This is a genomic window from Sphingobacterium sp. UBA865 (assembly GCF_002295765.1).
GTDB lineage: Bacteria > Bacteroidota > Bacteroidia > Sphingobacteriales > Sphingobacteriaceae > Sphingobacterium > Sphingobacterium multivorum.
Genome location: NZ_DBGB01000020.1, coordinates 71399 through 94981, shown reverse-complemented (window position 1 = coordinate 94981; position 23583 = coordinate 71399). Strand labels below are relative to the sequence as shown.

At 40.9% G+C, this 23583-nt stretch carries 18 protein-coding genes; 10 read left to right on the top strand and 8 right to left on the bottom strand.

Annotated features, from left to right (window positions below):
• Window positions 1–41 precede the first annotated feature (41 nt).
• The 6 genes from dusB to trmD form a co-directional block, all read right to left on the bottom strand.
• Window positions 42–1037, bottom strand: a complete 996-nt coding sequence (gene dusB / locus B2O97_RS11220; RefSeq protein WP_070561616.1) for a tRNA dihydrouridine synthase DusB — start codon at window positions 1035–1037, stop codon at window positions 42–44.
• Window positions 1038–1222: 185 nt separating this feature from the next.
• On the bottom strand, window positions 1223–2005 hold the full coding sequence (gene trpC, locus B2O97_RS11215) for an indole-3-glycerol phosphate synthase TrpC (RefSeq protein WP_112373958.1): 783 nt from the start codon (window positions 2003–2005) through the stop codon (window positions 1223–1225).
• An 11-nt stretch (window positions 2006–2016) separates the two neighbouring features.
• A complete protein-coding gene (locus tag B2O97_RS11210; RefSeq protein ID WP_112373957.1) occupies window positions 2017–2592 on the bottom strand; it encodes an anthranilate synthase component II in 576 nt (191 codons plus the stop codon).
• Complete coding sequence (locus B2O97_RS11205; protein WP_070561610.1) at window positions 2579–2872, bottom strand: chorismate mutase; 294 nt, start codon at window positions 2870–2872, stop codon at window positions 2579–2581. The genes B2O97_RS11210 and B2O97_RS11205 overlap by 14 nt, the downstream gene beginning before the upstream one ends.
• Entirely contained in the window at window positions 2869–4272 is a 1404-nt protein-coding gene (locus B2O97_RS11200; protein WP_070561608.1) for an anthranilate synthase component I family protein, read from the bottom strand. The genes B2O97_RS11205 and B2O97_RS11200 overlap by 4 nt, the downstream gene beginning before the upstream one ends.
• 258 nt (window positions 4273–4530) lie before the next feature.
• A complete protein-coding gene (gene trmD / locus B2O97_RS11195) occupies window positions 4531–5208 on the bottom strand; it encodes a tRNA (guanosine(37)-N1)-methyltransferase TrmD (RefSeq protein WP_070561607.1) in 678 nt (225 codons plus the stop codon).
• 84 nt (window positions 5209–5292) lie between these two features.
• On the opposite strand from trmD, the gene B2O97_RS11190 reads away from it, so the two are divergent.
• Window positions 5293–6924, top strand: a complete 1632-nt coding sequence (locus B2O97_RS11190; protein WP_046674822.1) for an ABC-F family ATP-binding cassette domain-containing protein — start codon at window positions 5293–5295, stop codon at window positions 6922–6924.
• Between the two features lie 40 nt (window positions 6925–6964).
• On the opposite strand, the gene B2O97_RS11185 is transcribed toward B2O97_RS11190, so the two are convergent.
• Window positions 6965–7144 carry a hypothetical protein gene (locus tag B2O97_RS11185; RefSeq protein ID WP_070561606.1) on the bottom strand — a complete coding sequence of 60 codons (180 nt, stop codon included), beginning with the start codon at window positions 7142–7144 and terminating at the stop codon, window positions 6965–6967.
• 180 nt (window positions 7145–7324) lie between these two features.
• Between B2O97_RS11185 and B2O97_RS11180 the strand changes: the two genes are divergently transcribed.
• The 9 genes from B2O97_RS11180 (at window position 7325) to B2O97_RS11140 (ending at window position 18563) form a co-directional block, all read left to right on the top strand.
• Window positions 7325–8836, top strand: a complete 1512-nt coding sequence (locus B2O97_RS11180) for a gluconokinase (RefSeq protein ID WP_286767403.1) — start codon at window positions 7325–7327, stop codon at window positions 8834–8836.
• Window positions 8837–8852: 16 nt separating this feature from the next.
• Window positions 8853–10175 (top strand): gluconate:H+ symporter, encoded by a 1323-nt coding sequence (locus B2O97_RS11175; RefSeq protein WP_286767402.1) that lies wholly within the window; start codon window positions 8853–8855, stop codon window positions 10173–10175.
• Between the two features lie 288 nt (window positions 10176–10463).
• Window positions 10464–11948 carry a TPM domain-containing protein gene (locus B2O97_RS11170; protein WP_286767401.1) on the top strand — a complete coding sequence of 495 codons (1485 nt, stop codon included), beginning with the start codon at window positions 10464–10466 and terminating at the stop codon, window positions 11946–11948.
• 179 nt (window positions 11949–12127) lie between these two features.
• The gene (locus tag B2O97_RS11165) at window positions 12128–12712 is read left to right on the top strand and encodes a CDP-alcohol phosphatidyltransferase family protein (protein WP_286767400.1); all 585 of its coding nucleotides are present in this window, start codon (window positions 12128–12130) and stop codon (window positions 12710–12712) included.
• A complete protein-coding gene (locus B2O97_RS11160; protein WP_286767399.1) occupies window positions 12705–13535 on the top strand; it encodes a phosphatidate cytidylyltransferase in 831 nt (276 codons plus the stop codon). Before B2O97_RS11165 ends, B2O97_RS11160 begins: the two co-directional genes overlap by 8 nt.
• A gap of 50 nt (window positions 13536–13585) precedes the next feature.
• Complete coding sequence (locus B2O97_RS11155) at window positions 13586–14617, top strand: patatin-like phospholipase family protein (RefSeq protein WP_286767398.1); 1032 nt, start codon at window positions 13586–13588, stop codon at window positions 14615–14617.
• Window positions 14618–14621: 4 nt separating this feature from the next.
• Complete coding sequence (locus B2O97_RS11150) at window positions 14622–15377, top strand: SDR family NAD(P)-dependent oxidoreductase (protein WP_115047003.1); 756 nt, start codon at window positions 14622–14624, stop codon at window positions 15375–15377.
• Window positions 15359–16795 (top strand): phosphatase PAP2 family protein, encoded by a 1437-nt coding sequence (locus B2O97_RS11145; protein ID WP_286709456.1) that lies wholly within the window; start codon window positions 15359–15361, stop codon window positions 16793–16795. Before B2O97_RS11150 ends, B2O97_RS11145 begins: the two co-directional genes overlap by 19 nt.
• Window positions 16796–16859: 64 nt before the next feature.
• Entirely contained in the window at window positions 16860–18563 is a 1704-nt protein-coding gene (locus tag B2O97_RS11140; RefSeq protein ID WP_070561591.1) for a bifunctional alpha/beta hydrolase/class I SAM-dependent methyltransferase, read from the top strand.
• 104 nt (window positions 18564–18667) lie between these two features.
• Here the strand turns inward: B2O97_RS11140 and B2O97_RS11135 are convergent, their stop codons facing one another.
• A complete protein-coding gene (locus B2O97_RS11135) occupies window positions 18668–23512 on the bottom strand; it encodes a DNA repair ATPase (protein WP_286767397.1) in 4845 nt (1614 codons plus the stop codon).
• Window positions 23513–23583: the final 71 nt, after the last annotated feature.

Genomic DNA, 23583 nt, shown 5'->3' with positions numbered 1-23583 from the left:
CTTAGCACGACCTTTTTCTTTATAAATTGTAGACTTCAGTATTATACCATTTCTGCGGAGAAATTGTGTTCAATTTCATAAAGTACCTCAAGAATCTCTGCCTGGCTTTGTAAGCTGACTAATTTCATGCGGTGTTCTTTAAAGTTGGGGATTCCTTTGAAGTAATTCGCATAATGCCTACGCATTTCAAAAATACCCAATTTGTCACCTTTCCATTCGATGGATTTGTTGAGATGTGTTCGGCAAACCTCGACACGTTCAGCAATGGTAGGTCCTTCTAAACGTTCGCCAGTATTGAAAAAATGTTTGATTTCTCTAAAGATCCAAGGGTATCCGATTGCTGCACGGCCAATCATAATGCCATCCACTTCAAACTCCTGGCGCCATGCCGCAGCTTTTTCGACAGAGTCTACATCGCCATTGCCAAAAATTGGGATTTTGATACGCGGATTACGTTTGATATCCCGAATCATGGACCAGTCCGCCTGACCCTTATACAATTGTGCGCGCGTACGTCCATGAATAGCCAGTGCTTTGATCCCCACATCTTGTAGTCTTTCAGCAACTTCGTATACATTTTTTGTGTTGTCATCCCAACCAAGACGTGTTTTCACCGTTACGGGTAAATCCGTAGCCTCAACGACAGCTTTTGTCATTGCAACCATTTTATCGATGTCCTGTAGCAGGGATGAACCAGCTCCTTTACAGACTACTTTTTTAACTGGGCAGCCGTAATTGATGTCGATTAAATTAGGTCCTGCTTTTGTGCAGATTTCAGCAGATTGACGCATACTTTCAATATCTCCACCGAAGATCTGAATGCCAATAGGACGTTCATACTCAAAAATATCCAATTTTTGAATTGACTTTGCAGCATCCCGAATTAACCCTTCCGAAGAAATAAATTCAGTATACATTAAATCAACACCATTCTGTTTGCACACATAGCGAAACGGAGGATCACTTACATCCTCCATCGGAGCTAATAACAAAGGGAATTTACCCAAATCAATATTTTCACCAATCTTGACCGACATCTTCGATAATTTTTTACAAAGGTACAAAATTTGGCATTAGTATAAAGTTAACTCACTGTCACGAGTTTAAAGCCTATTTTTGATCTCTTCAGACCCTGTCGAACGTTGACTGTTCAAATCGCTAAGCCCGCCAAATCGATAATTAAAGGAGAGGATAGCCGTCCTGCTGTCAGGGTTCGATTTCCCTATATTTCTTTTACAAAGTCTTTGATGGCTTGTCCAGGATCGGCTGTCTTCATGAAATTTTCACCAATTAGAAAACCTTGGAATCCAGCTTTTTTTAAGGCTTTAATTGTCGAAGGATCAGCTATGCCGCTCTCAGATACTTTAATATATTCTGTTGGTATTTTGTCTAGGAGATCATAGGAATGCTGAATGTCGACTGAAAAATCTTTCAGATTTCTATTATTAACACCGATTGCGTCAATGTCATCAAAAAGATTATCCAACAGTTCCTGTTCGTTATGCACCTCAAGTAAGACATTTAAACCCAATTGATGTGCATAGGCTGCAAATTCCTGAACTTCCTCCTTTTTCAGACATGCTGCAATTAAAAGAATGATGTCTGCGCCATACGCTTTTGCTTCGGCGATCTGATACTTATCGACGATGAATTCTTTTCTTAAGATAGGAATGCTAATAGCCTTACGTGCTTTCGATAGATCTTCTAAATTGCCTTTGAAAAATTCCCCATCCGTCAGAACAGACACCGCTGAAGCACCTGCCTCCTCGTATGCCTTTACAACATCTTCCACTGCTGAAGTGCTATTGATGTCTCCTTTTGATGGCGATGCTCTTTTGTATTCAGCTATAATTCCTGTTTTTTCAGGATCAAGAATAGATTCTCTCAACGATAGACAAGCCACATTGAAATAGGGATAGTTTAATAATTCCTCCAAAGGAACTAAAGCTTTTGCTTGTTCTACTTCTATTTTTTTTCGTTCAATGATTTTATCAAGTATAGTCATTTTTCTAGATGTTAGATTCCCAACCAGTTTTCAATTATTTTCTTACCATTTGTGGTCAATACCGACTCTGGGTGGAACTGCATTCCCCTTACATCGTATTCAGTATGGGTTAAGGCCATAATGATGCCATTCTCGTCGATCGCCGTTACCTTGAGGCTAGCCGGTAAGGTGTCTTTGTTTACGGCCCAAGAATGATAGCGTCCTATTTTGGAATCTTTTGGGAAGTCGCGAAACAATTTTTCTGACTCATCAACAACGGTAATATTTGTTGCTACGCCATGCAAAGGTTTTTCCATATTGAATAGCGTACCACCAAAAACCTCTGCGATCGCCTGTTGGCCCAAACAAATGCCCAATATACTTTTATGTGGAGCGTAGGTACGGATAACATCAAGCAATAATCCAGCTTCTTCCGGAATGCCTGGTCCGGGCGAAAGAAGTATTTTATCGAAAGCATCAATATCTTCCAGTTTGAATTTATCATTTCTCCATACAACATACTCTTGATCTAATTCCTGTAACAAATGGACCAAGTTGTAAGTGAACGAATCGTAGTTGTCTATAACGACTATTTTATTGTTGCTCATAACCTTTTACTATAAAATCTTGATTAATATAATTTTCAATTTCCTGAAATATAGATTGAATAAATTCGGTTGGCAAATTAAATCTTTTTGCCAGCACTCCATAATTACTGCCCAGGTTCCGAATAATATGCTGCTCTTCGTTTTGCTCATCCTTGAAGGCCTTACCTTTACCGATATAGGTTTTTCGTAATGCCAATAGCTCAACGATGCGGTTGTCAATAGTGTCTACCGAATCATGGATATGTTGCTTGTTGACACAGTATTCCAATGGTCTGATCATAATGTTTCTGCTAATTGTAATGCTTTTCGTAGAGCAGCAATTTTGTTATTTACTTCTTGTAGCTCCATTTCAGGATCTGAATCTAGTACAATACCACCGCCGGCCTGATAGTGTAGGGTGTTTTGTTTACTTAGGAAGGAACGAATCATAATGGCATGATTAAAGTCGCCGTTAAAACCCATGAATCCAATTGCACCAGAATAAAATGAGCGTTGTAATCCTTCGTAACGATCAATCAGTGTCAACGCCATATGTTTTGGAGCACCTGAAAGTGTACCCGCTGGATACGTATCGCCTACGATGTCAAATGGATTGATATTATCTTTTAATGTGCCCGTTACTTTAGAGACCAAGTGGATAATATGGGAGTAATATTGTGGTTCCATGTAGGACTCAACTTTAACTTGGGTACAATGTCTACTTAAGTCATTGCGGGCAAGATCTACGAGCATAACATGTTCTGAAGTCTCTTTTGGATCTTCTTTGAGTTTGGTGGCTATTTTTTGATCTTCTTCCATGTTGCCTGTCCGTTTAAATGTTCCTGCAATAGGGAAAATCGTCGCTTGTTTTCCGTGAATACGCAGTTGAGCCTCAGGCGAAGATCCGAAAAGTTTAAAGTCACCGTAGTCAAAATAGAAAAGATAAGGTGATGGGTTGATGGAGCGGAGTGCACGATAGACATTGAATTCATCACCAGAGAATGGTGTCTTAAAGCCTCTGGATGGAACAATCTGGAATACATCGCCACGTTGGATATGCTCTTTCATCTTCTTGACCAGCTGACGGTGTTCTTCATCGGTACGATTGGAGCTTTCCTCACCAGCTAGTTTGAAGGTATATTCAGGGAAGTTTTTGTTCTGAATAAGGAACTGCATTCTTTCAAGTTCTGATTCTTCGTCGTCCAGCAGATGTTCAAAAATATAGAGTTGATTACGGAAGTGGTCGATGGCAATGACATATTTGTAAACATGATATTGCATAAACGGTATTTTCCGTGCTGGATCTACCGTTGTTGTGAGTTTGATGTCCTCAAAGTGTTCAATACAATCGAAGGTGAAGTAACCAAATAGGCCATTGGAGATCAAGTTAAGTTCAGCAATTGTATGATCTTCGAACGAATTTCTAAAATCGGAAACTTCTTGACGTAATTCGATTTCGTGTGCACTTTTTGCGATACGTTCTCTACCCGGATAAGTGAGCGTCAGCTCTTCCTCATCGAGCTGGATTCCAGCTATTGGTTGACAACAGATATAACTTATGTTGTTGTCGCGACTATGGTAGTCGGAGCTTTCCAGTAACAAGGAGTTTGGAAAGATATCTCTTAGACGAAGATAGATGCTCACGGGGGTAGTTGTATCCGCAAGCAACTTTCTGGTTTGTGTTTTGAATGTATACTTCATTTTTTGTGTCTTATCTTCTTTTTGTAAATTATGTATAAAAAAACCCCGATACTGGTCAGCATCGGGGTTGGAATTTCCATAAATGGTTTTGGTTGATTATGAAATATTATGACAATACCAATTAGTTCCCGATGCTTATTGCTTCAGGCCACCACCAATTTGTATTTGTATATCTTCGTGTCATTATTACACAAATTTATAAAAAAAAATAAATAAGCAAACTTTTTGTGACAAAAAAACAAAAATTCACCTTATTTCTTAATCATTTAATAAATCAGGACGTCTTTCTTGTGTTCTTTTTAACTGTTGTTCATCTTTCCATGCAGCGATTTTTGCCTCATGACCACTAAGGAGAATATCAGGCACTTTGTGGCCTTTCCAGTCTGCAGGGCGTGTATAGATAGGTGCATCAAGTAATCCATCCTGAAAAGAATCTGAAAGCGCGGATGTTTCATCCGACAAAACTCCGGGAATCAGACGGATCACAGCATCTGTAACAATCGCCGCTGGAAGTTCACCTCCAGACAATACATAATCACCTACAGATATCTCCTTTGTTACATAAATATCACGGATACGTTGATCTATTCCCTTGTAATGCCCACAGAGAATCATCATATTTCCTTTTGTCGATAATCCGTTCGCAATATCCTGATTGAATGTTTCACCATCGGGAGTCATGTAAATGATCTCATCGTATTCCCGTTCAGACTGCAATTCCTCAATACACTTGGCAAAGGGTTCTATTTGAAGGACCATGCCCGATCCGCCCCCGTACGGATAATCATCGACACTTTTGTGTTTATTTGTTGAATAGTCTCTTAAATTATGGACATATATTTCAGCCAAGCCTTTGTTCTTTGCTCGTTGCAAAATAGAGTGTGCAAATGGACTTTCCAAGAGGTCAGGTAAGACCGTAATAATATCAAAACGCATGGGGCAAAGATACACAAAAATGCACCATTGTCTATTTATAAGATTGATTCGCTTATCTTTGTGCCAAAATTAAGTGTATATACAGTGATTGACGTAAATAATATTTCTGTTTCCTTTGGGGGAACAACTCTTTTTTCAGATGTATCCTTCTCCATCAATGAGAATGATAAGATCGCATTGATGGGTAAAAATGGCGCCGGTAAATCGACTTTATTGAAAATTATCGCTGGAGTGGGTAAACCTACTACAGGTAATGTTGCTGGTCCGAAAGATGCCATTATAGCCTATTTACCGCAACATTTGCTAACAGAGGATAACGTGACTGTTTTTGAGGAAACGTCAAAGGCTTTCGAAGAAGTCTATGGTATGCGTGATGAGTTGGAAAACCTGAATGAGCAATTAAATATCCGTACAGACTATGAGTCTGATGATTATATGCAATTGATCGAACGTGTATCCGAATTAAGCGAAAAGTTCTATTCAATTGAGGAAGTTAATTATGATGCAGAAGTTGAAAAGGTCTTGAAGGGACTCGGTTTTGAGCGTTCTGATTTTACAAGACAGACTTCTGAGTTTTCGGGTGGTTGGCGGATGCGTATCGAATTAGCTAAAATATTATTGAAGAAGCCGGATTTGATTTTATTGGATGAGCCAACCAACCACATGGATATCGAGAGTATTCAATGGCTGGAAGATTTCTTGGTCAATTCGGCTAAAGCAGTTATCGTTATTTCGCACGATAGGGCATTTGTCGACAATATCACCAATAGGACCATTGAGGTGACGATGGGACGGATTTATGATTATCGTGCCAAGTATAGTCATTACCTGGAATTACGTCAGGAGCGTCGCCAGCATCAGCTAAAAGCATATGAAGAGCAACAACGCTTTATTGCGGACAATCAGGAGTTTATTGATCGTTTCAGAGGAACCTATTCTAAAACATTGCAGGTACAATCACGTGTAAAGATGTTGGAGAAATTGGAAATCATCGAGATTGACGAAGTGGATACTTCCGCATTGCGTCTTAAGTTCCCACCATCTCCGCGTTCGGGTCAATATCCTGTTATTGTTGAGGATCTAACCAAAGCTTATGATGAACATGTTGTGTTTCAAAAAGCAAATATGGTTATCGAACGTGGTGAAAAGGTTGCTTTTGTCGGAAAGAACGGTGAGGGTAAATCTACCATGATCAAAGCAATTATGGGTGAGATCGATTTCGAAGGTACGTTAAAAGTTGGCCACAATGCAAAAATTGGCTATTTCGCACAGAATCAGGCAGCCTTACTTGATGGTGAAATGACTGTTTTTGATACCATTGATCAAATCGCAGTAGGCGATGTACGTGTTAAAATGAAAGATCTTTTGGGGGCTTTCATGTTTAGCGGCGATGATACAACTAAAAAGGTGAAAGTATTATCTGGAGGGGAGAGAACGCGTTTGGCGATGATAAAATTGTTGTTGGAACCGGTCAATGTATTGATTCTTGATGAGCCCACAAACCATTTGGATATGAAGACAAAGGACATTATCAAAGATGCTTTAAAAGATTTCGATGGTACATTGATCCTTGTTTCGCACGACCGTGACTTTTTGGATGGTTTGGCAGAGAAAGTCTTTGAATTCGGAAATAAACGTGTACGGGAGCATTTTGAAGATATTAAAGGTTTCTTGGAATACAAGAAGATGAGTAGCTTGAAAGATATTGAACGTTAGCATCTAGATAAACGTCGTGTAAAACCCGATAGGGGCTCAGTTATAAAAAGCGGCTTTTTGATATAAAAGCCGCTTTTTTGTGTTTTAAAAGAATATTAATCGAGCCTTCAAGCTTTTTTTCCTTAATCCCAAAGTGTGTGAAAGACACCTTCCCGATCAATACCATTACGCCGAGTCCAACTATTCCAAAATCGTAGTTATTCTTTTTGTCTATACTCATCGTTTAATACCATTTTTCTAAGTTGAAATTTACCATTTATGTTGATACTACGAAAGACAATTATCAGTAGATCGGTATGCGGCGATTTTCTCGCTCCAATTACTTTGCTGGTATTGAGCCTTTTGTTGTAAGCTAACAGATATTCCGTATATTGAACTTTCCTAAACATCAATTTTATTTATGATCATTGGATTAGACATTGGGACATCATCTGCGAAAGCTGTTGCATTTGACCACGCAGGTAACATCTTATCCCAGCATAGTATACCTTATCCTATAATAAACCCGTTGGAAGGGTGGTATGAGCAAGATCCGGAGATTGTTTATGGCGCATGTATTGATTCTATTATGCATGTCATGATTAGCTTAAGGCAATCTAGTGGGGAGATACCGAAACCTGTATGTATTTCGGTGAGCAGTGCTATGCACGGACTGATCGCTGTTGACTCGGCAGGACAGCCACTTAGCAATTGCATTATATGGGCAGATCGCAGAAGTGAGCATATTGCGGTTGCCTTGGAGGCAAGTGAGGCGGGCAGGTTGCTTTATCAGCAGACGGGTACACCAATACATCCCATGTCTTTGCTTTGCAAATTAATGTGGATAGGGGCCAATGATCAAAAATTATTTGCTCAATCGTACAAGTTTATCGGTATCAAAGAATTTCTTTTTTACCGGCTCTTTGGCGTGTATGTGGTCGATCATTCCATTGCATCTGCAACAGGGCTTTTCGACATACATCACCTAAGATGGTCTGATCAGGCGTTAAGCTTGGCGGGCATATCGGAAGAACAGCTAGCATCTCCAGTTCCGGTCAATTATATTTTAAATATGCCTAGCCGAGAAATTGCGGCCTTGATGCATATCCCTGAAGATACCCCTTTTGTTATAGGTGGTAGCGATGGTTGTTTGGCTAATCTCGGAGTAGGAGCTATACGTCCTGGAGTGGCTTCGGTAACTGTAGGTACCAGTGGAGCTATTCGCGTAGCAAGCTCGCAGGCAAATCAAGAAAAAAAACAAAGACTATTTACCTACCTACTGAGATCAAATGAATATATAATTGGTGGTGCGGTTAATAATGGCGGTGTATTACGCAACTGGTTTCGAGACAACTTTTTGAACGAATATACCCAAATGGAAGCAGATGGAGATCTTTCGGCGTCGTTAGATGCTTTGATCGGCTCCGTCGTTCCGGGGGCAGAGGGCTTGATATTCTTGCCCTATTTAACTGGTGAACGGGCACCACATTGGAATTCCAATGCTAAAGGTGTTTATTTTGGAATACAGTTGCATCATGGCAGGGCGCACTTTGCACGTGCCATGATGGAAGGGATGTTGTTTGCAATTTACAGTGTAGGAATCGCGTTAGAGGAGAACACCGGTCCCATTCATACGATCTTTGCAAGCGGCGGCTTGGCGCGGTCATCGTTGTTCGTGCAGATGCTTGCAGACATTTTCAATAAACCTGTATTCACCAAAAATACAGTAGAAAGCTCTGCATGGGGAGCAGCATTGATAGGCTTGGAAGCCTTGGGTATTCAGGGATGTGAGCCTACTATAAAAAACAAACAAGCGGAAGGAGCGCAAGAGACCGAGCATTATTATAAACCGAGTGCGGAGAATCACGCTGTATATATGAAAAACTTCCGGAAATTTGAACGCCTGTACCATATATTGGAAGGTGAGTTTTAAGTAAATATAAATTATTATGCCTCTAATCATCGTTATTTTGGGAGTAGCTTTACTACTTCTTTTAGTTACCGTCGTCAGGTTAAACACGATCTTTTCATTACTGATAACCTCTGTTGCGGTCGGTTTTGCTATGAATATGAGTGCCGTCGACATCCTTAAATCTGTTGAAAACGGAGTGAGTACCACTATGGGCCAGTTGGCACTATTGTTGGCTTTCGGGTCTTTACTGGGAAAATTGATGGCGGAGGGTGGTGCTGCAGAAAAGATTACAACGGTACTAACGGCTGTATTTGGCAAAAAGAACTTACCTTGGGCAATGGTTCTCACGGGCTTTTTAGTAGGAATTCCCTTATTTTACAATGTCGGTTTTATCGTCTTAGTACCATTCGTTTTCATGGTATGTGTTTCCAATAAAATGCCTTTGCTTTACATAGCCATTCCGTTGCTGGCAGCGCTGTCCGTGACACATGGTTATTTGCCACCACATCCGGGAGCTACGGCCATAGCGCTTACCTACAAAGCGGATATCGGTTTAACAATGGTCTATGGGATTATTGTGGCAATTCCTGCCATCATTATCGGTGGACCGCTCTTTGGAAGGATGCTTAAGCATATTCCGACCAACCCACCGACCGAGTTTTTTCCTGAACACAATCAAGCGGATAGGAAAGAGCTTCCCGGATTTGCAATTAGCATATTTACGGGGCTTTTTCCAATAATTTTAATTGCTTTTGGTTCATTTTCACATCTAATATTTCCAGAAGGCTCCTCTTGGCTGAAGGCACTACATTTCTTGGGTGACCCGGTTGTGGCTTTAATGATTGCATCGCTAATGGCGATGTACACAATGGGTATCCGCCAAGGTAAAAGTTTGCGGGAGCAATCAGAAAGTGTGGAAGAAGCAATCCGCGGGATAATGATGATCCTTTTTATCATTGCAGCATCAGGCGCCTTTAAGCAAATTTTGGTAGACAGTGGTGTAGCGAACTACATCGCTGACCTAACCGCAGACCTGAGCTTGTCGCCTCTTGTGCTTGCATGGTTAATAGCCGGTGTCATTCGCCTAGTTATCGGTTCGGCTAGTGTTGCTGGGCTCACGGCAGCGGGCATTATGCTTCCCATTGTGCAGGCAGGAAAGGTTACTCCTGAATTAATGGTGCTAGCGACGGGGGCGGGTAGTCTTATGTTCTCACACGTCAACGATCCTGGGTTTTGGATGTTTAAATCTTATTTTGGAGTGAGCATGAAGGATACGTTTCGCTCATGGACGGTGATGGAAACGCTCGTTTCTGTTGTTGGATTGATTGGCGTCTGGATTTTACATTGGCTTGGTCATTGACAGCGAATGGAAAAGTTTCCTATTGTCATACATCTTTAGTTAATACTCTTGGCTTTCTAAGCATTGCTTTTTTATAAACAACATAAACACGATCGTGTACTGTCACGGTAGCTCAACAAAGTGATGATATGAAGTAATCGTAAGGATGTATAGTAATAGCTCAAACGAATATTGAATTATACAGGCCCATAATCGGTTGATTATGGGCTTTTTTTTGACGGAAACCTTTGTTTGATTTTTTTTTCTTAATATCGTGACAATGAACCAAATTTTTGTTGTTCTAAAATTATGTGGAGATTACACCGATTTTATATACTTTGCTCAATCCTGTTGGTAAGCTGCCTATCTGGGTTACCGTCTTTTGGACAATCAATTGCTTATACAGTAGACAATTTGCCCAGTCCAAAAATAAAGGGGCAGGATTATTTTGTGTCCAATCCCGATGGGATTCTATCTTCGGGTACAGTGGCGGAATTAGATGGTTTATCAACGCAGATTGAGGCTACTACAAAAAGTGAATTTGCCATCGTTGTTGTGAACGATTATGTTGGCGACAGTGATTTCGAATTTGCTTTAAAATTATTCAATGCCTGGGGGATCGGTAAGAAGGAAAGTAACAATGGGCTTTTGTTGTTTATTGCTAAAGACCGCCATGAATACCGTTTTATCACTGGGTATGGTATGGAAAGTATTTTGCCCGACGCTTATTTAAAGCGCATTGGCGAAAAATATCTCGTACCTAATTTTAGGAATGAGGATTACGACCGGGGTGTTATGGAGGCTTCAGAATTTATAAAGACCATTCTCACCTCACCGGATAGTAAAGCCGAGCTGGAACGCTTAATGCCAGAGGCAACACCTGTCTGGAGCTTTAAAAGTCCAATCCTGCGAAATTCACTGTTGGTTTTAGGTTTGTTTGCAATCTGTTATATCTGGTTGGGTGAGGTGACCCGAGCGATCAAAGGGAAGTTGACCAAAAAAAGTAAATATTTCCCGCCTTTAGTCAGCGGATGCGGCTGTATGGGGATAGTAATGTTTATCTCGGTGTTTATCTGTGCATTTGCCCTCAATAATTTTGAGGAGGTCTATCAGTGGAAAAATTTACCTTATTTTATTGGTGTTTTTGGTAGTATTACCTTGGCGATGAAGTATAATGCAAGTCGTACGCAGATTGTCAATTCTTATCAGGACGAAGAAAATATACAAAAAGCTTTGCGCAAATTTCGTGTCTGGGGCTTATTTCCGCTATTGCTTAGTCCACTGGCGCTATTTGATCTCATTGGATTAAATAAACGCATTCGGAAGAATCAACTTCGATTGGCTCCTCCAGATCAATCTGGACGTTGGTTGCGCATGAATAAGGATGATGTGTCTACTCGAGAAAGTGCATACCTGGATAAGGGGCAGCTTTTGGAGGAAAAAATCGGTAGCCGTTCGTACGAAATATGGATAGATCAGACGACCAATGAAACAAAGCTGGTTCCCTGGGATGAAAATGTTGGGTTCATTGATTGTCCTGCATGTCATTACAGAACTTTTGAGACCGGGCGTACCAAGACGATACGTGCAGCAACGTATAGTTCGCAGGGATTGGAAGAACGCTTTGACTTATGCAAGAACTGTGGCCATCGGGTATCCCATGGTGAACATTCAACTCCAGTTAAAGTGCGCTCAACATCGAGTAGCTCTGGCGGAGGATCGAGTAGTAGTGGCGGTGGTGGTAGTTTTGGTGGCGGATCTTCTGGTGGCGGTGGCGCAGGCGGAAGATGGTAATCCATAATTTAGGGCAAAAAAAAAGGTTTCCAAACGGGGAGAATGAAAACCTTAAATAACCAATTATAAACCTAAATTATGATGACACAAATATAGTGTATTTATTACACTATGCAAACTTTTTTTAAAAAAAATAAAAAATAAGTTACAGCTAACGCTATATGATTTCTGTTTATAAATTGAAACCAAAATTTCAGCAGTTGCTGATGCCGATCTTGAATTTTTTGCATCACAGGAAGATAACGGCCAATCAAATTACAATTGGATCAATCGTATTCTCGTTGATCATTGCTTTGTTTTTTTGGTATGCTGATCGTTTCCCGATTTTCTTTTTGGTCCTGCCAATCGGATTGTTATTACGCATGGCCTTGAATGCCTTAGATGGTATGATGGCGAGGCTTTTTAATCAGACCAGCAAGACCGGAGAGGTTTTGAACGAAGTCGGAGATATTGTTTCGGATGTCGTGCTATTTTTTCCTTTGTTGAAGTTTCATCCGGAAAGCGTGTATACAATCGTCGCTTTTATTGTCTTGAGTGTTGTGAATGAATTTTGTGGATTGATAGGGAAGGTAATTGCCAATGATCGTCGTTACGATGGGCCGATGGGCAAAAGTGATCGTGCTTTGCTGTTGGGCGTATATGGAATTTTAGCATTATTGCATATTTCTATCGTTGCTTTTTCGGGCTATATTTTTGGCGTTTTGTGCTTACTCTTACTTTTGAGTTCGGTAACTCGATTGAGAAAGGCTTTGGCGCATGGCTGATGCCAATGGCAAATTCGCAGATGTTCCTGTTCGCGTTAGAAGTTGGGGATACATTGTCTTGGTGCTGGCGGTTGCCTTCGTCCCACCAACATTATCACCTTTGTTTGTTGCCTGGATAACCTTTCAAGGGATGTGCGAGTTTGCGCGTATGTTTATCCCTGAATGGAAGGCGAATCCATTCGTATTTCTTTCCATGGCAATGTTGCAAGCGTTGCTCCTTTACTTTTGTTCCTATCAAGAATATTTAGTGTTGGCCAGCTTCATGTGTTTGGGGACTGCTTTATTTTTCAACTATGGTTTAAAGGTTAAGAAGGGAGCCGTATTTGGACTGTTTTTTGGAGCAGTAGCTTGTTTGCTTGCCTTTAGCCATTTAGCTTTTATCCGATCCATAAAAATGGATAACAACGTAATGGTGGGATTAAAATTAATTGGTTACATTGTTGTGCTAACGGAGCTGAATGACGTCTTTCAATACCTGATGGGCAAGTTTTTCGGCAAACGTAAAATCGTTCCGCGTATTAGCCCAAATAAGACAATTGCTGGATGTGTGGGCGGTATCGGCTTAACAATTATACTGAGTAATTTATTGGGGTATTTCCTACTGCCTTTTCAGAATTTTCTATACTTTTCGTTGTTCGGTTTGTTCTTCGGTATTTTGGGATTCTGGGGAGATGTTCTTTTTTCCTATCTGAAAAGAAAGGCAGGAGTGAAAGATACTGGATCATTGATTCCCGGGCATGGTGGCTTATTGGACCGTATCGATAGTCTGATCTTCAATGCACCACTGTTTTATGCTTTGATTATCCTGTTGTTGGGAAACTAATAGGATTGGATGAATGTAGTAGAGAGAAGGTTAATTAAAATTTCAATGTGATGGCTTATCAACGTGCTGTTTTATTTTCAGGGGGTGGAACGCGGTTCAGTCTATATCTGGGCATGTACGCTGCGTTAGATGAGCTGGGCTTAAAACCAGATCTGCTTATAGCGAGCTGCGGAGGTTCAATGGCAGTCGCTGTTATACAGGCCTTTGCTACACATGAAGCCCGCAAGTGCTATCTACAATCTGAAGAACTTTATCGGTTTTTCTTGCATCATCGGCTCACTGAACAGCGTCGTTTGGGGAAGCTGGGCGTGTATGTTTTGAAAAAACAGCTGAACAAAAAACGGGCGCCCTTTATCGAGGATGTCTTTAGTCGCTATCTCGTAGATATGGAACAGGATCTTTCCTTACTATTGCCTACCTTGGATAGACCATTCTCGGCAGCAATACCGGCACTGGTGGTCGGCGCTAAAATGCTGTTCAGCCCGTCTGAAGTAGGGCAGCGGCGTGGAGATCGGAAACTCTATCAAAAAATGCTGATGGGAACTAAGGATGTATTGGCCAATGTGCCTGTTGAGGCAATAGGCATTGCGGATGAGAATTATGTGCACAGTGCAGTGGCTGAAGAAGTTCGTTTGAGCGCTGAATTTTCTGTGCTACAGGCGGCCCGTATTTCAATGTCCGATATGTTTTATATTGAACCTGTATGTTCCAATAATACTCATTACGCTGGTGGAGCAATTGATCTCGTTCCAATGGAGCTAGCAAATGTGCTTGCTGAAAACATTATATGTGAGCGAAAACAACCTTACAAACCACAAGAAGAAGCGTTGGTACGGGCAGTATTGGGCTTTAGTGGAAATAAACGGTTAGCAGATTTGGAACAACATTTTCCGTATGCACATTGGATAGATACACAGGATGCCGCGAAACAATTAGCTGGGAAATACTGTAAAAAAGGAATTGATTGGCGTAAATTTGAAGTTACGCTTTCTTTCCCGAGAGATCTGGAAGAATTTGCTGAAGCGATGGAAGCGCAATGGAGTTATGGTTATCAGGTGACTTTAAATTCGTTTAAGAAGTAATTGGATGAAAGTATTTATTGCCGGTGGTACAAGTGGAATAGGCCTTGCTTTGGCCAAGCGTTATCTTGATCAAGGAGCAGAGGTAGCGGTATGTGGACGTGATCTGCCGAAAATGTCAGCATATTCCTGGACGCATAGCCTTAAAAGTTTTGAAGTAGACGTATGTCAATTAAACAGTCTGCAGGATGCGGTCAGCACATTTTGTGCACATTCATCTTTGGACCTCTTTATCAATTGTACCGGGAGTTACGCAGATGACGTTGCTCAACAGATAAGTTATCAGGAGGCGGTTGCCATGCTACAGGTGAATATGATGGGTACGATAAATTGTTTCGAAGCGGCAAGAATGGTTATGCAGGGTCAGTCGGAAGGACAGATTGCAATCGTCGCATCGGTATCGGGAACGCTTCATTTTCCCAATTCAAGCCTATATAGTAAGACCAAGCGTGCTGCAATCCAAGTGGCTGATGCATATCGGAGGGCACTCCAGCCGTATGGAATTGCGGTTACTGTTATCGCCCCGGGCTATGTTGATACGGATAAACTGAGAGCGCTCAATAAGCAAGATTTGTCTAAAAAGCCATTTTTAATCCCCGTAGGCGATGCGGCACAGCGTATAATGGCAGCTATCGAACAGAAGAAGAAGCAAGTAGTGTTTCCGAAGCGTATGAAGTGGTTAATGGCATCGCTGGGACTACTTCCAAATATCGTATTGAATAAAATTATGTCGAGGAAGGCCAAATGGATGAAAAACGACTGAAAAATGGGGGACTGCAATTTGCTGTTTTCCTTTATTGTGCGCTATTTTTCCAGGTGACTTATTCTGCTGCTGCGGTCCATGCTGCAAATCAGACTACTGTATCTTCGTTTGTGTTTCCTTTTGAACACTTTATGCCGTTCGTTTCTTGGATGATTATCCCCTACATGAGCAGTGGTTTGTTCTTCGCTGTGGTTCCTTTCTGTTGTCGAAGTCGAGAAGAGCTTTGGGTCTATACGAAGCGTTTCAGTTTCATTACCATCTTCTCTATTTGTTGTTTTTTTATTTTTCCCTTGCGATTTTCTTTTGATAGGCCTAGCGTTGAGCATTCAGTTTTTGAATTTTTCTTCGCCTTTTTAGGGAAGTACGATTCCCCATTTAATCAAGCACCTTCGTTGCATGTGGCCTATGCATGTCTGTTTTGGTCGGTGCTCGGTAAGCAGCTAAAAGGCTGGAAACGCTGGGTAGTGGGAATTTGGCTACTACTCATGGGCATTGCTACACTCACCGTTTATCAGCACCATCTGGTGGATGTGCTGACCGCATTGATTTTGGTTCATATGGGATTCGTTCTATTCCCATCTCCATCGGGACTGCTTCATGACAGTGCATTATCTATGTTAAAGGCTGGGAATTTTCCCTTTTTGGCTGGTACCGAAAAGGCAAATTTATACGAAAAGACGAAATTAGACCTCGAAACGGAGATTTGTCGTAGAAACCAAAGAATTGGTAACGTTTACTATGCCATTGGCTGGAGTTTATTGTTACTGGCATTGTGGGGCGGAGCTCATGCTTTTGGATTATATCTTCTGTGTTGGCCATCCCTGGTCTGCATTGCGGTAGGAAGGAATTATGTTATTAATAATCCAAGGTTTTTAAAAAATGAAAAAGGTTGGATACCTAGATTTAAAAAATGGTTTTATTGTCCATATCAATGCATATATTGGTTACTGTGGCGTTTTGTCAGACGCAGCAATAATCCGCCTTTATTTGAAATTTTACCAGGTTGTTATGTGGGGCCGAGGATGACTGCAGGAGATCTCCGTGTGCTTGGTCTGAATAAGCATCTGGTTGTTTTTGATCTGGCTGCTGAATTGGAAGAAATACCTATTCTACATTTAGAGAAAAACTATCATTCGTTTCCATTGTTGGATATAGCAGCAATTAAATTGTCGGATGCCGAAAGGATATTGGCAGCGCTCGTAATCAGTTATCAACAATTGAAGCGAGGTGAAAATATGATTATACATTGTACAATGGGTTACAGCAGGAGTATGATTTTTGCTGTTCTATTGTCACAAAAAATATTATCTTTAGATTTAACGGATGCTATAGATCGGGTTAAATCTCATAATAAGCATTTTGTATTGCATAGACATGCACTTGAGTTGATGGAGGTGCTGGTCGAGAGAAATAGCTAGACGGTCCTTTGCATGATCTTTGTTATGAAATATACTATTTGATATTAGTACGTAAAAATTATACATGAAATCAGGTTACTTCAAGAGTTTTGATCAAGGAGAGTTATTATATCGCGTTTGGAATTATCAGGCCGGACAGCGGGCATTGGTCGTACTGCACCGGGGGCATGAGCATTCGGAACGTCTGCAGGAGATGGCTACGGATCCACAGTTTGCCGATCACTCCATCTTTGCATTTGATTTGCGCGGACATGGTTATACGAAAGAACCAGTTTCACCGATCTTTATGGATTATGTGCGTGATTTGGATAGTTTCTTTCATTATATAGGCCGTGAATATTTGGTTGATTCGAAAGACATCTTCGTTATCGCCAATAGTATTGCGGGGGTTGTTGTCAGTGCGTGGGTACACGATTTTGCGCCTAAAGTCGCAGGTATTGCATTGTTGGCACCTGCATTTGAAATTAAATTATATGTGCCCCTAGCCAATCGGATGATTGCTTTGGGAACAAAGCTAAAAAAAGATCTGATTATCCAGAGTTACGTCAAATCCAAGGTGTTGACTCACGATATCGATCAGCAGAAGGCTTACGATGCTGATCCGTTGATTTCCAAATCTATCAATGGCGCTTTGTTGGTTGATCTATTAAAAGCCGGCGAGCGTATCGTTGAAGACGCAGCGGCGATTGATATCCCAGTAATTGTCCTTTCTGCTGAAAAAGATTATGTGGTCAAAAATTCGGTGCAGAAAAAATTCTTTGTGACAATAGCTTCAAAGTTGAAGACTTTTATCACTTTACGTAATTTCTACCACGGGATTCTATTTGAAACAAATCGGCAGAAAGTTTATCACTATCTGCGAAATTTTATCGACAAAGCCTATGCCCGACAAAGTCCTGAACTGACGCTCGAACCCGATGATTTTTCGGTGAAAGAGTATGAACAATTATACCATAAATTACTTCCTGCAGGTGAAAAATTGAACTATGCTGTCCAGAAATGGGCATTGGGCAAAATAGGTTCCTTAAGTAAAGGAATGAATTTAGGCCTGCAGTTTGGATTTGATTCGGGGATATCGCTGGACTACGTCTATCGCAATGAATCGCAGGGTAAAAATCGGTTCGGTCGTATCCTCGACCGAGGTTATCTGGAGGCGATTGGATGGAAAGGAATTCGCATTCGAAAACAGCACTTATTACAGTTATTGGAAGAGAATATCGCGAAGGTCAAAGCTGCTGGAAAGACCGTGAAGATATTGGATATTGCAGGTGGCACCGGCAATTACTTATTTGATATCAAAGCGAAATATCCCGAAGCCGAAATCGTGATTAATGAATTCCTGTTGTCCAATATTGAGGTGGGAGAGAGGATTATCCGTAGAAATGGATTGCAGGGGATACGATTTACCAATTACGATTGTTTTGATCCAGCTACCTATTCCAAACTGGAATTCGAGCCTAATATTGTTATTATCTCAGGTATTTTTGAACTTTTTGGTGACAATGAAATGGCAAGTAGGGCTGTAAAAGGCGCAATTTCGATTTGCGAATCAAGCAGTCATTTGGTTTATACTGGACAGCCATGGCATCCACAGTTAAAGATGATTGCTTACGTGTTAAACAGTCATCAGAAAAAGGACTGGGTGATGCGTCGTCGTTCGCAGAAAGAATTAGATCGTCTGATGGCGTACAATGGAGTTGTTAAGGAACGTATGCTGATCGATGACTTTGGCATATTTACGGTGTCTTCAGGGACGGTAAATGGGTAGCCATTCCGCTATTCTTAGCAGTGAAAAGTTATGTCTTTGTTTAGGGTAATGATTATTCCAGCTGACGCTTCCAATTACGTCAGCTGGAATAATCAGGACGAATATTAATTCCTATAAGCACGGATAGCTTGTATGATGCCCTCCAGGTTTTCGTTAAAGTCCTGCATTTGTGCAAAGACCTTATCATCTTTGGCAAGTCCACCATGTTTATTGTTCTTGCGGAATATTTCTTTGATGTGTTCCCACCGTTCTTGTTCCACTGTATTGATTAATCCAGCAAGTTCTTTCAATTTTAAAAGATTACTTTCCGTATCGGCAGTAAGGGTTTGTGACTCACTTTCATAATGTGCGAGGAGAACTTGATCGATTTCCTGTTCGTTCATCATCGGCACAACTTGGGCGACGAGCTTACTCATATTCCGATAAGACCCTTGCAGTTTGAACGGCGGTTCTGTTCGGTAATTGTCCTGCATGGCCGCACTTTGAATATAATTTTGATTGACCTTGATGACAACGTTTCTGATCTTTAATACATGTTTTAATACTGTGATAAAATCATCGATATCTTGCTTCAGGTAATTGCCTTCTAAATCGGGAAGTTGATCTACAACCGATTGTGCATAGTTCACTAAAGCATAGAAATCGTTGAAAGATTTGCTTGCTATTTTTTCAAGGTAGCTGTTTTCAATTGCCGCATTTTCAATTAAGCTGAGATTGAAAAGTGCTTCGGTATCACCGATCACATCCCCAAGATTGTATACATCCGCACGGTTGGCCAACATATCTGGAATCTGAAATTTGGACCCACTTTCGGTGTAAGGGTTTCCTGCCATTACGATGCAGAATCTTTTCCCACGCAAATCGTATGTTTTACTCTCACCTTCAAAAATACCGTCGATCTTACGTTGCCCATCAGCCAATGAAATGAATTTCTGAAGGAATTCGGGATTCAAATGTTGGATATCATCGAGGTAAAGCATCACATTATCGGCCATTTCGAAAGCAAGATTGATCTTCTTAAGTTCCTCACGTTCACCAGAGGTTTTCGCTTCCACAGGATCTATTGAAGTAATGGAATGCCCTATTGTAGGTCCGTTGATTTTTACAAAATGTAATCCCATGGTTTTCGCGAGGTATTCCATTAATGTTGTCTTTCCGTAACCTGGCGGAGAAATGAGGAGAAGCATACCCATCCTGGCGGTACGTTTATTGTCGCCAGCTGCCCCCAGCTGTTTGGCCAAATTATTTCCGATCAATGGGAAGTAAACTTCGTTGATCAACTTATTTCGGACAAAAGATGTTAGGACTTTTGGTTCAAATTCTCCGATTTTCAGCTCCTTGGCGTATGTTTTTCCAAGCTGCTCCTTCAAAGAAGCGAATTCTTGAAAACGAGGAACATTCCATTCTGCAAAAGTCTTCAATCTACGCAGAAATTGATGGTATTGAATTTGCTCTTCTCCATTGTTCAAGATCACGTGATTTCCCTTTAATCCCTGGATGAGTGCATTGTCTTTGGCGATGATCAATTGGTATTCATCCTTCGGATAAAGAAGCGTGACTGCAGTTTCCTCCACGTACTTTTGGAAAGCCTGGTAATCGTCGTTCTCGTCGATAAAAGAATTTAGCCAATTTAAGGTCAAATAGAAGCGGTCTACGAGACTAAATTGTGTATGCTGAATATCTGCTTCAAAGAGTTTAAAACTCTTCTTGTTTTCCAATAGCCTGATGAAAGCCTTTTTAAGTTCATCCGATTGCTCACTGACGACAAACTTGCTGTAGCTTGTGAAAGTCTGGAAGAGATAGCTCGCGACGTCCTCCGCATGAAATGTCGAACGATCCAAATGGGTGTCCCAATTGATGAATAATTTTGTGAGTTCGTCCACGACAGATTGGTAGCGTGTGGAATTTGGAAATGCTTTTAATACCGAATGTGTAGATTGAATCAACGCTGTCTGTTTTTCCTGCTCGTCTTGCGCAAGTGAATGCCAAAACAATTGTGCCATAGCACGCAAATGAGCATCGTAACGTAAAAGATCAAGTTTGCTATCTAGCTGCTTGATGGTATCATAGATTACCAAGGCATCAAAGTTATGCACTCCTTTGACATAACCTTCCGAATAACTTTGCTCGACAGTCTGATTGATAAACAGGTTGGCATCAAAATCTAACTGTCCTTTGGAAGCAAGGAATGTTTTATAGGCGAGATATTCAGCCCGGTATACGTCCTTGTTTTCGGAAATCAGTTCCTGATCCCAAATATCGCTAAAGTTTTCGATCTCGGATCCTTTGACTTTTTGATAGAAGCTCGTTCCGGTAAGATGGAAGAATAGTTCGTCATTTTTGCGTACGAGTGTTAAACTGAGTGACTGACTATTGACGGCAAATTTATGCTTGCCAAGCGCAATAATGTTCTCTCCATCTACAAAAAGATCATTCTTGTCACGTAAAATGCGTAATGCATCCTCCTGAGATTTTTTGAGCAGGTTTTCAAGATTTTCGGCTTTTGAAACATCACTGAGCGTTTTCAGCTCTTGCACAAGCTGTCTGATTTTGTCAATCATCAAATCTGAAGCAAAGAAACTTAGGATTTCCTCACGCGTTGCAAATGTCTTTGATTTGTTTTCGATATTCTTTAATACGCGAAGTCCAATTTGCTCGAGTGAAGAGCTACGTTTGTTGATCTGTTCAACGATTTGCTCTCTGCGGGAATTAAATGCTTTGATGATCTCATCGCGTTTATCTGCTATTTTCAGGGCGAAGTCCTCAAATTCTGAAAACTTACTTTCGAGTTCTTCCAGTTGAACAATGACCTTGGTATAATACTCGTCTACTTTTTCAGTTGTCGTAGAGAGTTCAAGATAATTTGTGACAGACTGTTCCAGTAGCGTAAGTTGGGCGGAAAATTCTGCAATGGCTTCCGTACTTTTTAATGAATTGAGTTTACGTGTAAGCTGCGCCCGGACCTCATTCAAGGACGAGAAAATAACGGCTATCTTCTCGATGATTTTGGTGGTTTGGGTGGAGTCGTCAATTTTTAAACTGTTTAGAATATCGATCAACAGCTCCAATTCACTCGATATAGCCGAATTGGCTTCCTCAATCGCTTTGGCGTCATAGACTTTGACAATTGCAGCAACATTGTTTTTCTGCTGCTCCACTTTCTGCTCATAGGGTTGTAAAGCCTCGTCGCGGAGCAAGAAAGCAATTGTCTTTTCGGCAAGTTCGGTGGTGATTGACTGCAGCTTCTCGAGTAAAGCATCGATACGGACTATATCAATATATCTGACATTTTTGAGGTCAATGATTTCGCCCTGTAAACGTCGTGAATCTGCCAGTTGATGAACAAGTTGGTCAAGCTTTTCGACTACAGTACTATTGATGGAAAAGGTAAGCTCTTCCATTTTCTTCTCGGCAGTGCTATTGAGCTCTGTAGCGTATTTACGTTGGGCTTGGACCTTAACAAATTCGTCAATTGCCGTATTAGCGACCTCCTTGATCTGAGCTAATGGCTGACCAAGGTTGGACAAGGCTTCATCCTTTATCCAAAAATAAGAGTCAAGAAGGACAGTCGATTTTTTGAGTATATCCTCGTAAAGGCCTTCATAACTATCTTCTTTGTTGATGAGCTGTATGACTTCTTGTGCTTCGGCCATGGCCTGTACGATCTGTTTATTACCAACCTTATAAAGCGGGTCGTCTTTTTTTAACTCATTTTCTTTGAGCACGGCCATGTAAGGGGTTTCCCAGATCTGAACCTGATGATGCCTTGTTGCTTCGGCCTCTGTATGGAAGTAAATTAAACTACCGTCTTTAAAAAGTGTGAATCCATTGCAGATGATCGGCGTTTCGACATGCTGCTGAATGATGTTATAAGACAGTAAGATGTAGGTATTCGTTTCCTCCTGACAAAAGATATAGAGGAAGTCTTCACCGTTTGGTGATGCGATGCGTCTAAGGAAACTAACCCGGTCAAACTGGACGTCAAAGATTTTATGGGTGCCATTCTGCAGGTAGTATCCGTTAGAAAAAATGATTCCTTGATTATCGGGTAGTAAAATGGCTGATTCATTAAGGGATTTAAGATTCACCACTTCTTTTGTCCGTTGATTAAAGACAAATGCACGGAAATCTTCTTGATACGGTTTGATGCGAACGGCAATCAAATTGTCAAGGTCTGCATAGTAGTAATCCGCATCATCCAATTGTTGGTCGGCGTTTGAAACTTTTTCGGAGAAGATTCCTTTCCCTGTATCGGTGTTATTTTCAATTTTGAAAGTAATATCGCCATTGATCGCTTCTATAAAGATCTTGTCCTTAATGGATATGTGTGGGTGTTTTCCGAGGCGACGGTCTTCCAAGGTTGTTTTTGTCCATTCAAATTCAAATTGGTTGGGTAATTTGACTTCATGGATGCTGCGGTCGTCCTGATATTGGAGCTTTCCGTCTTTAATCAACCACTTGAATGCCTTCAGGTCAGCAGGATTTTTGCTGGTCTGAAAGATCATATAAAGATAGTTTTCCGTACGTCGAAACTTGGAAAAGATCGAGTCGCGATAGTATTTGTATAAATTTTGGTAATCGCCAATGAAATTAGGATCATTGATCAGATCGAGTGATTGTGGGATAAACTGATTGTTTTCGAATGTATATACACTGAAAACATCTTCGAGTTTAATTTCGGTGCGTAACCCAAAATGGACATTATAACCAAATATACATAGCTTGTCCAGGGCTAAAATACCACGAGCAACACAGTTATTTTCTGTGGTGATCCGTTGATTGGCCCTGAGTATAAAACTTGTCGCATTAAATATTTCCTTGCGGGCATTATTTAGTTGTTGGAGTTTGATAGTAAGCTCTTCTTTTTGTGTAAGAAGCCGCTTCCGAATAATCTCGTATGCACCTTGATCAAGGGAGTCGTTCTGATTTATTACGTTTTCTTCTGGCATAAAATGAGCTTTCTCGACTTGGTATATGTGATAAAATCTTTTGTTTATTGCCTGCAATGGTAATTATCATT

Bases quoted from the DNA above. Each gene is read 5' to 3' on its own strand.
- dusB (WP_070561616.1), bottom strand. From the start codon at position 1,037: ATGTCGGTCAAGATTGGTGAAAATATTGATTTGGGTAAATTCCCTTTG.
- trpC (WP_112373958.1), bottom strand. From the start codon at position 2,005: ATGACTATACTTGATAAAATCATTGAACGAAAAAAAATAGAAGTAGAA.
- B2O97_RS11210 (WP_112373957.1), bottom strand. From the start codon at position 2,592: ATGAGCAACAATAAAATAGTCGTTATAGACAACTACGATTCGTTCACT.
- B2O97_RS11205 (WP_070561610.1), bottom strand. From the start codon at position 2,872: ATGATCAGACCATTGGAATACTGTGTCAACAAGCAACATATCCATGAT.
- B2O97_RS11200 (WP_070561608.1), bottom strand. From the start codon at position 4,272: ATGAAGTATACATTCAAAACACAAACCAGAAAGTTGCTTGCGGATACA.
- trmD (WP_070561607.1), bottom strand. From the start codon at position 5,208: ATGCGTTTTGATATTATTACGGTCTTACCTGACCTCTTGGAAAGTCCA.
- B2O97_RS11185 (WP_070561606.1), bottom strand. From the start codon at position 7,144: ATGAGTATAGACAAAAAGAATAACTACGATTTTGGAATAGTTGGACTC.
- B2O97_RS11180 (WP_286767403.1), top strand. From the start codon at position 7,325: ATGATCATTGGATTAGACATTGGGACATCATCTGCGAAAGCTGTTGCA.
- B2O97_RS11175 (WP_286767402.1), top strand. From the start codon at position 8,853: ATGCCTCTAATCATCGTTATTTTGGGAGTAGCTTTACTACTTCTTTTA.
- B2O97_RS11170 (WP_286767401.1), top strand. From the start codon at position 10,464: ATGTGGAGATTACACCGATTTTATATACTTTGCTCAATCCTGTTGGTA.
- B2O97_RS11160 (WP_286767399.1), top strand. From the start codon at position 12,705: ATGGCTGATGCCAATGGCAAATTCGCAGATGTTCCTGTTCGCGTTAGA.
- B2O97_RS11155 (WP_286767398.1), top strand. From the start codon at position 13,586: ATGGCTTATCAACGTGCTGTTTTATTTTCAGGGGGTGGAACGCGGTTC.
- B2O97_RS11150 (WP_115047003.1), top strand. From the start codon at position 14,622: ATGAAAGTATTTATTGCCGGTGGTACAAGTGGAATAGGCCTTGCTTTG.
- B2O97_RS11145 (WP_286709456.1), top strand. From the start codon at position 15,359: ATGGATGAAAAACGACTGAAAAATGGGGGACTGCAATTTGCTGTTTTC.
- B2O97_RS11140 (WP_070561591.1), top strand. From the start codon at position 16,860: ATGAAATCAGGTTACTTCAAGAGTTTTGATCAAGGAGAGTTATTATAT.
- B2O97_RS11135 (WP_286767397.1), bottom strand. From the start codon at position 23,512: ATGCCAGAAGAAAACGTAATAAATCAGAACGACTCCCTTGATCAAGGT.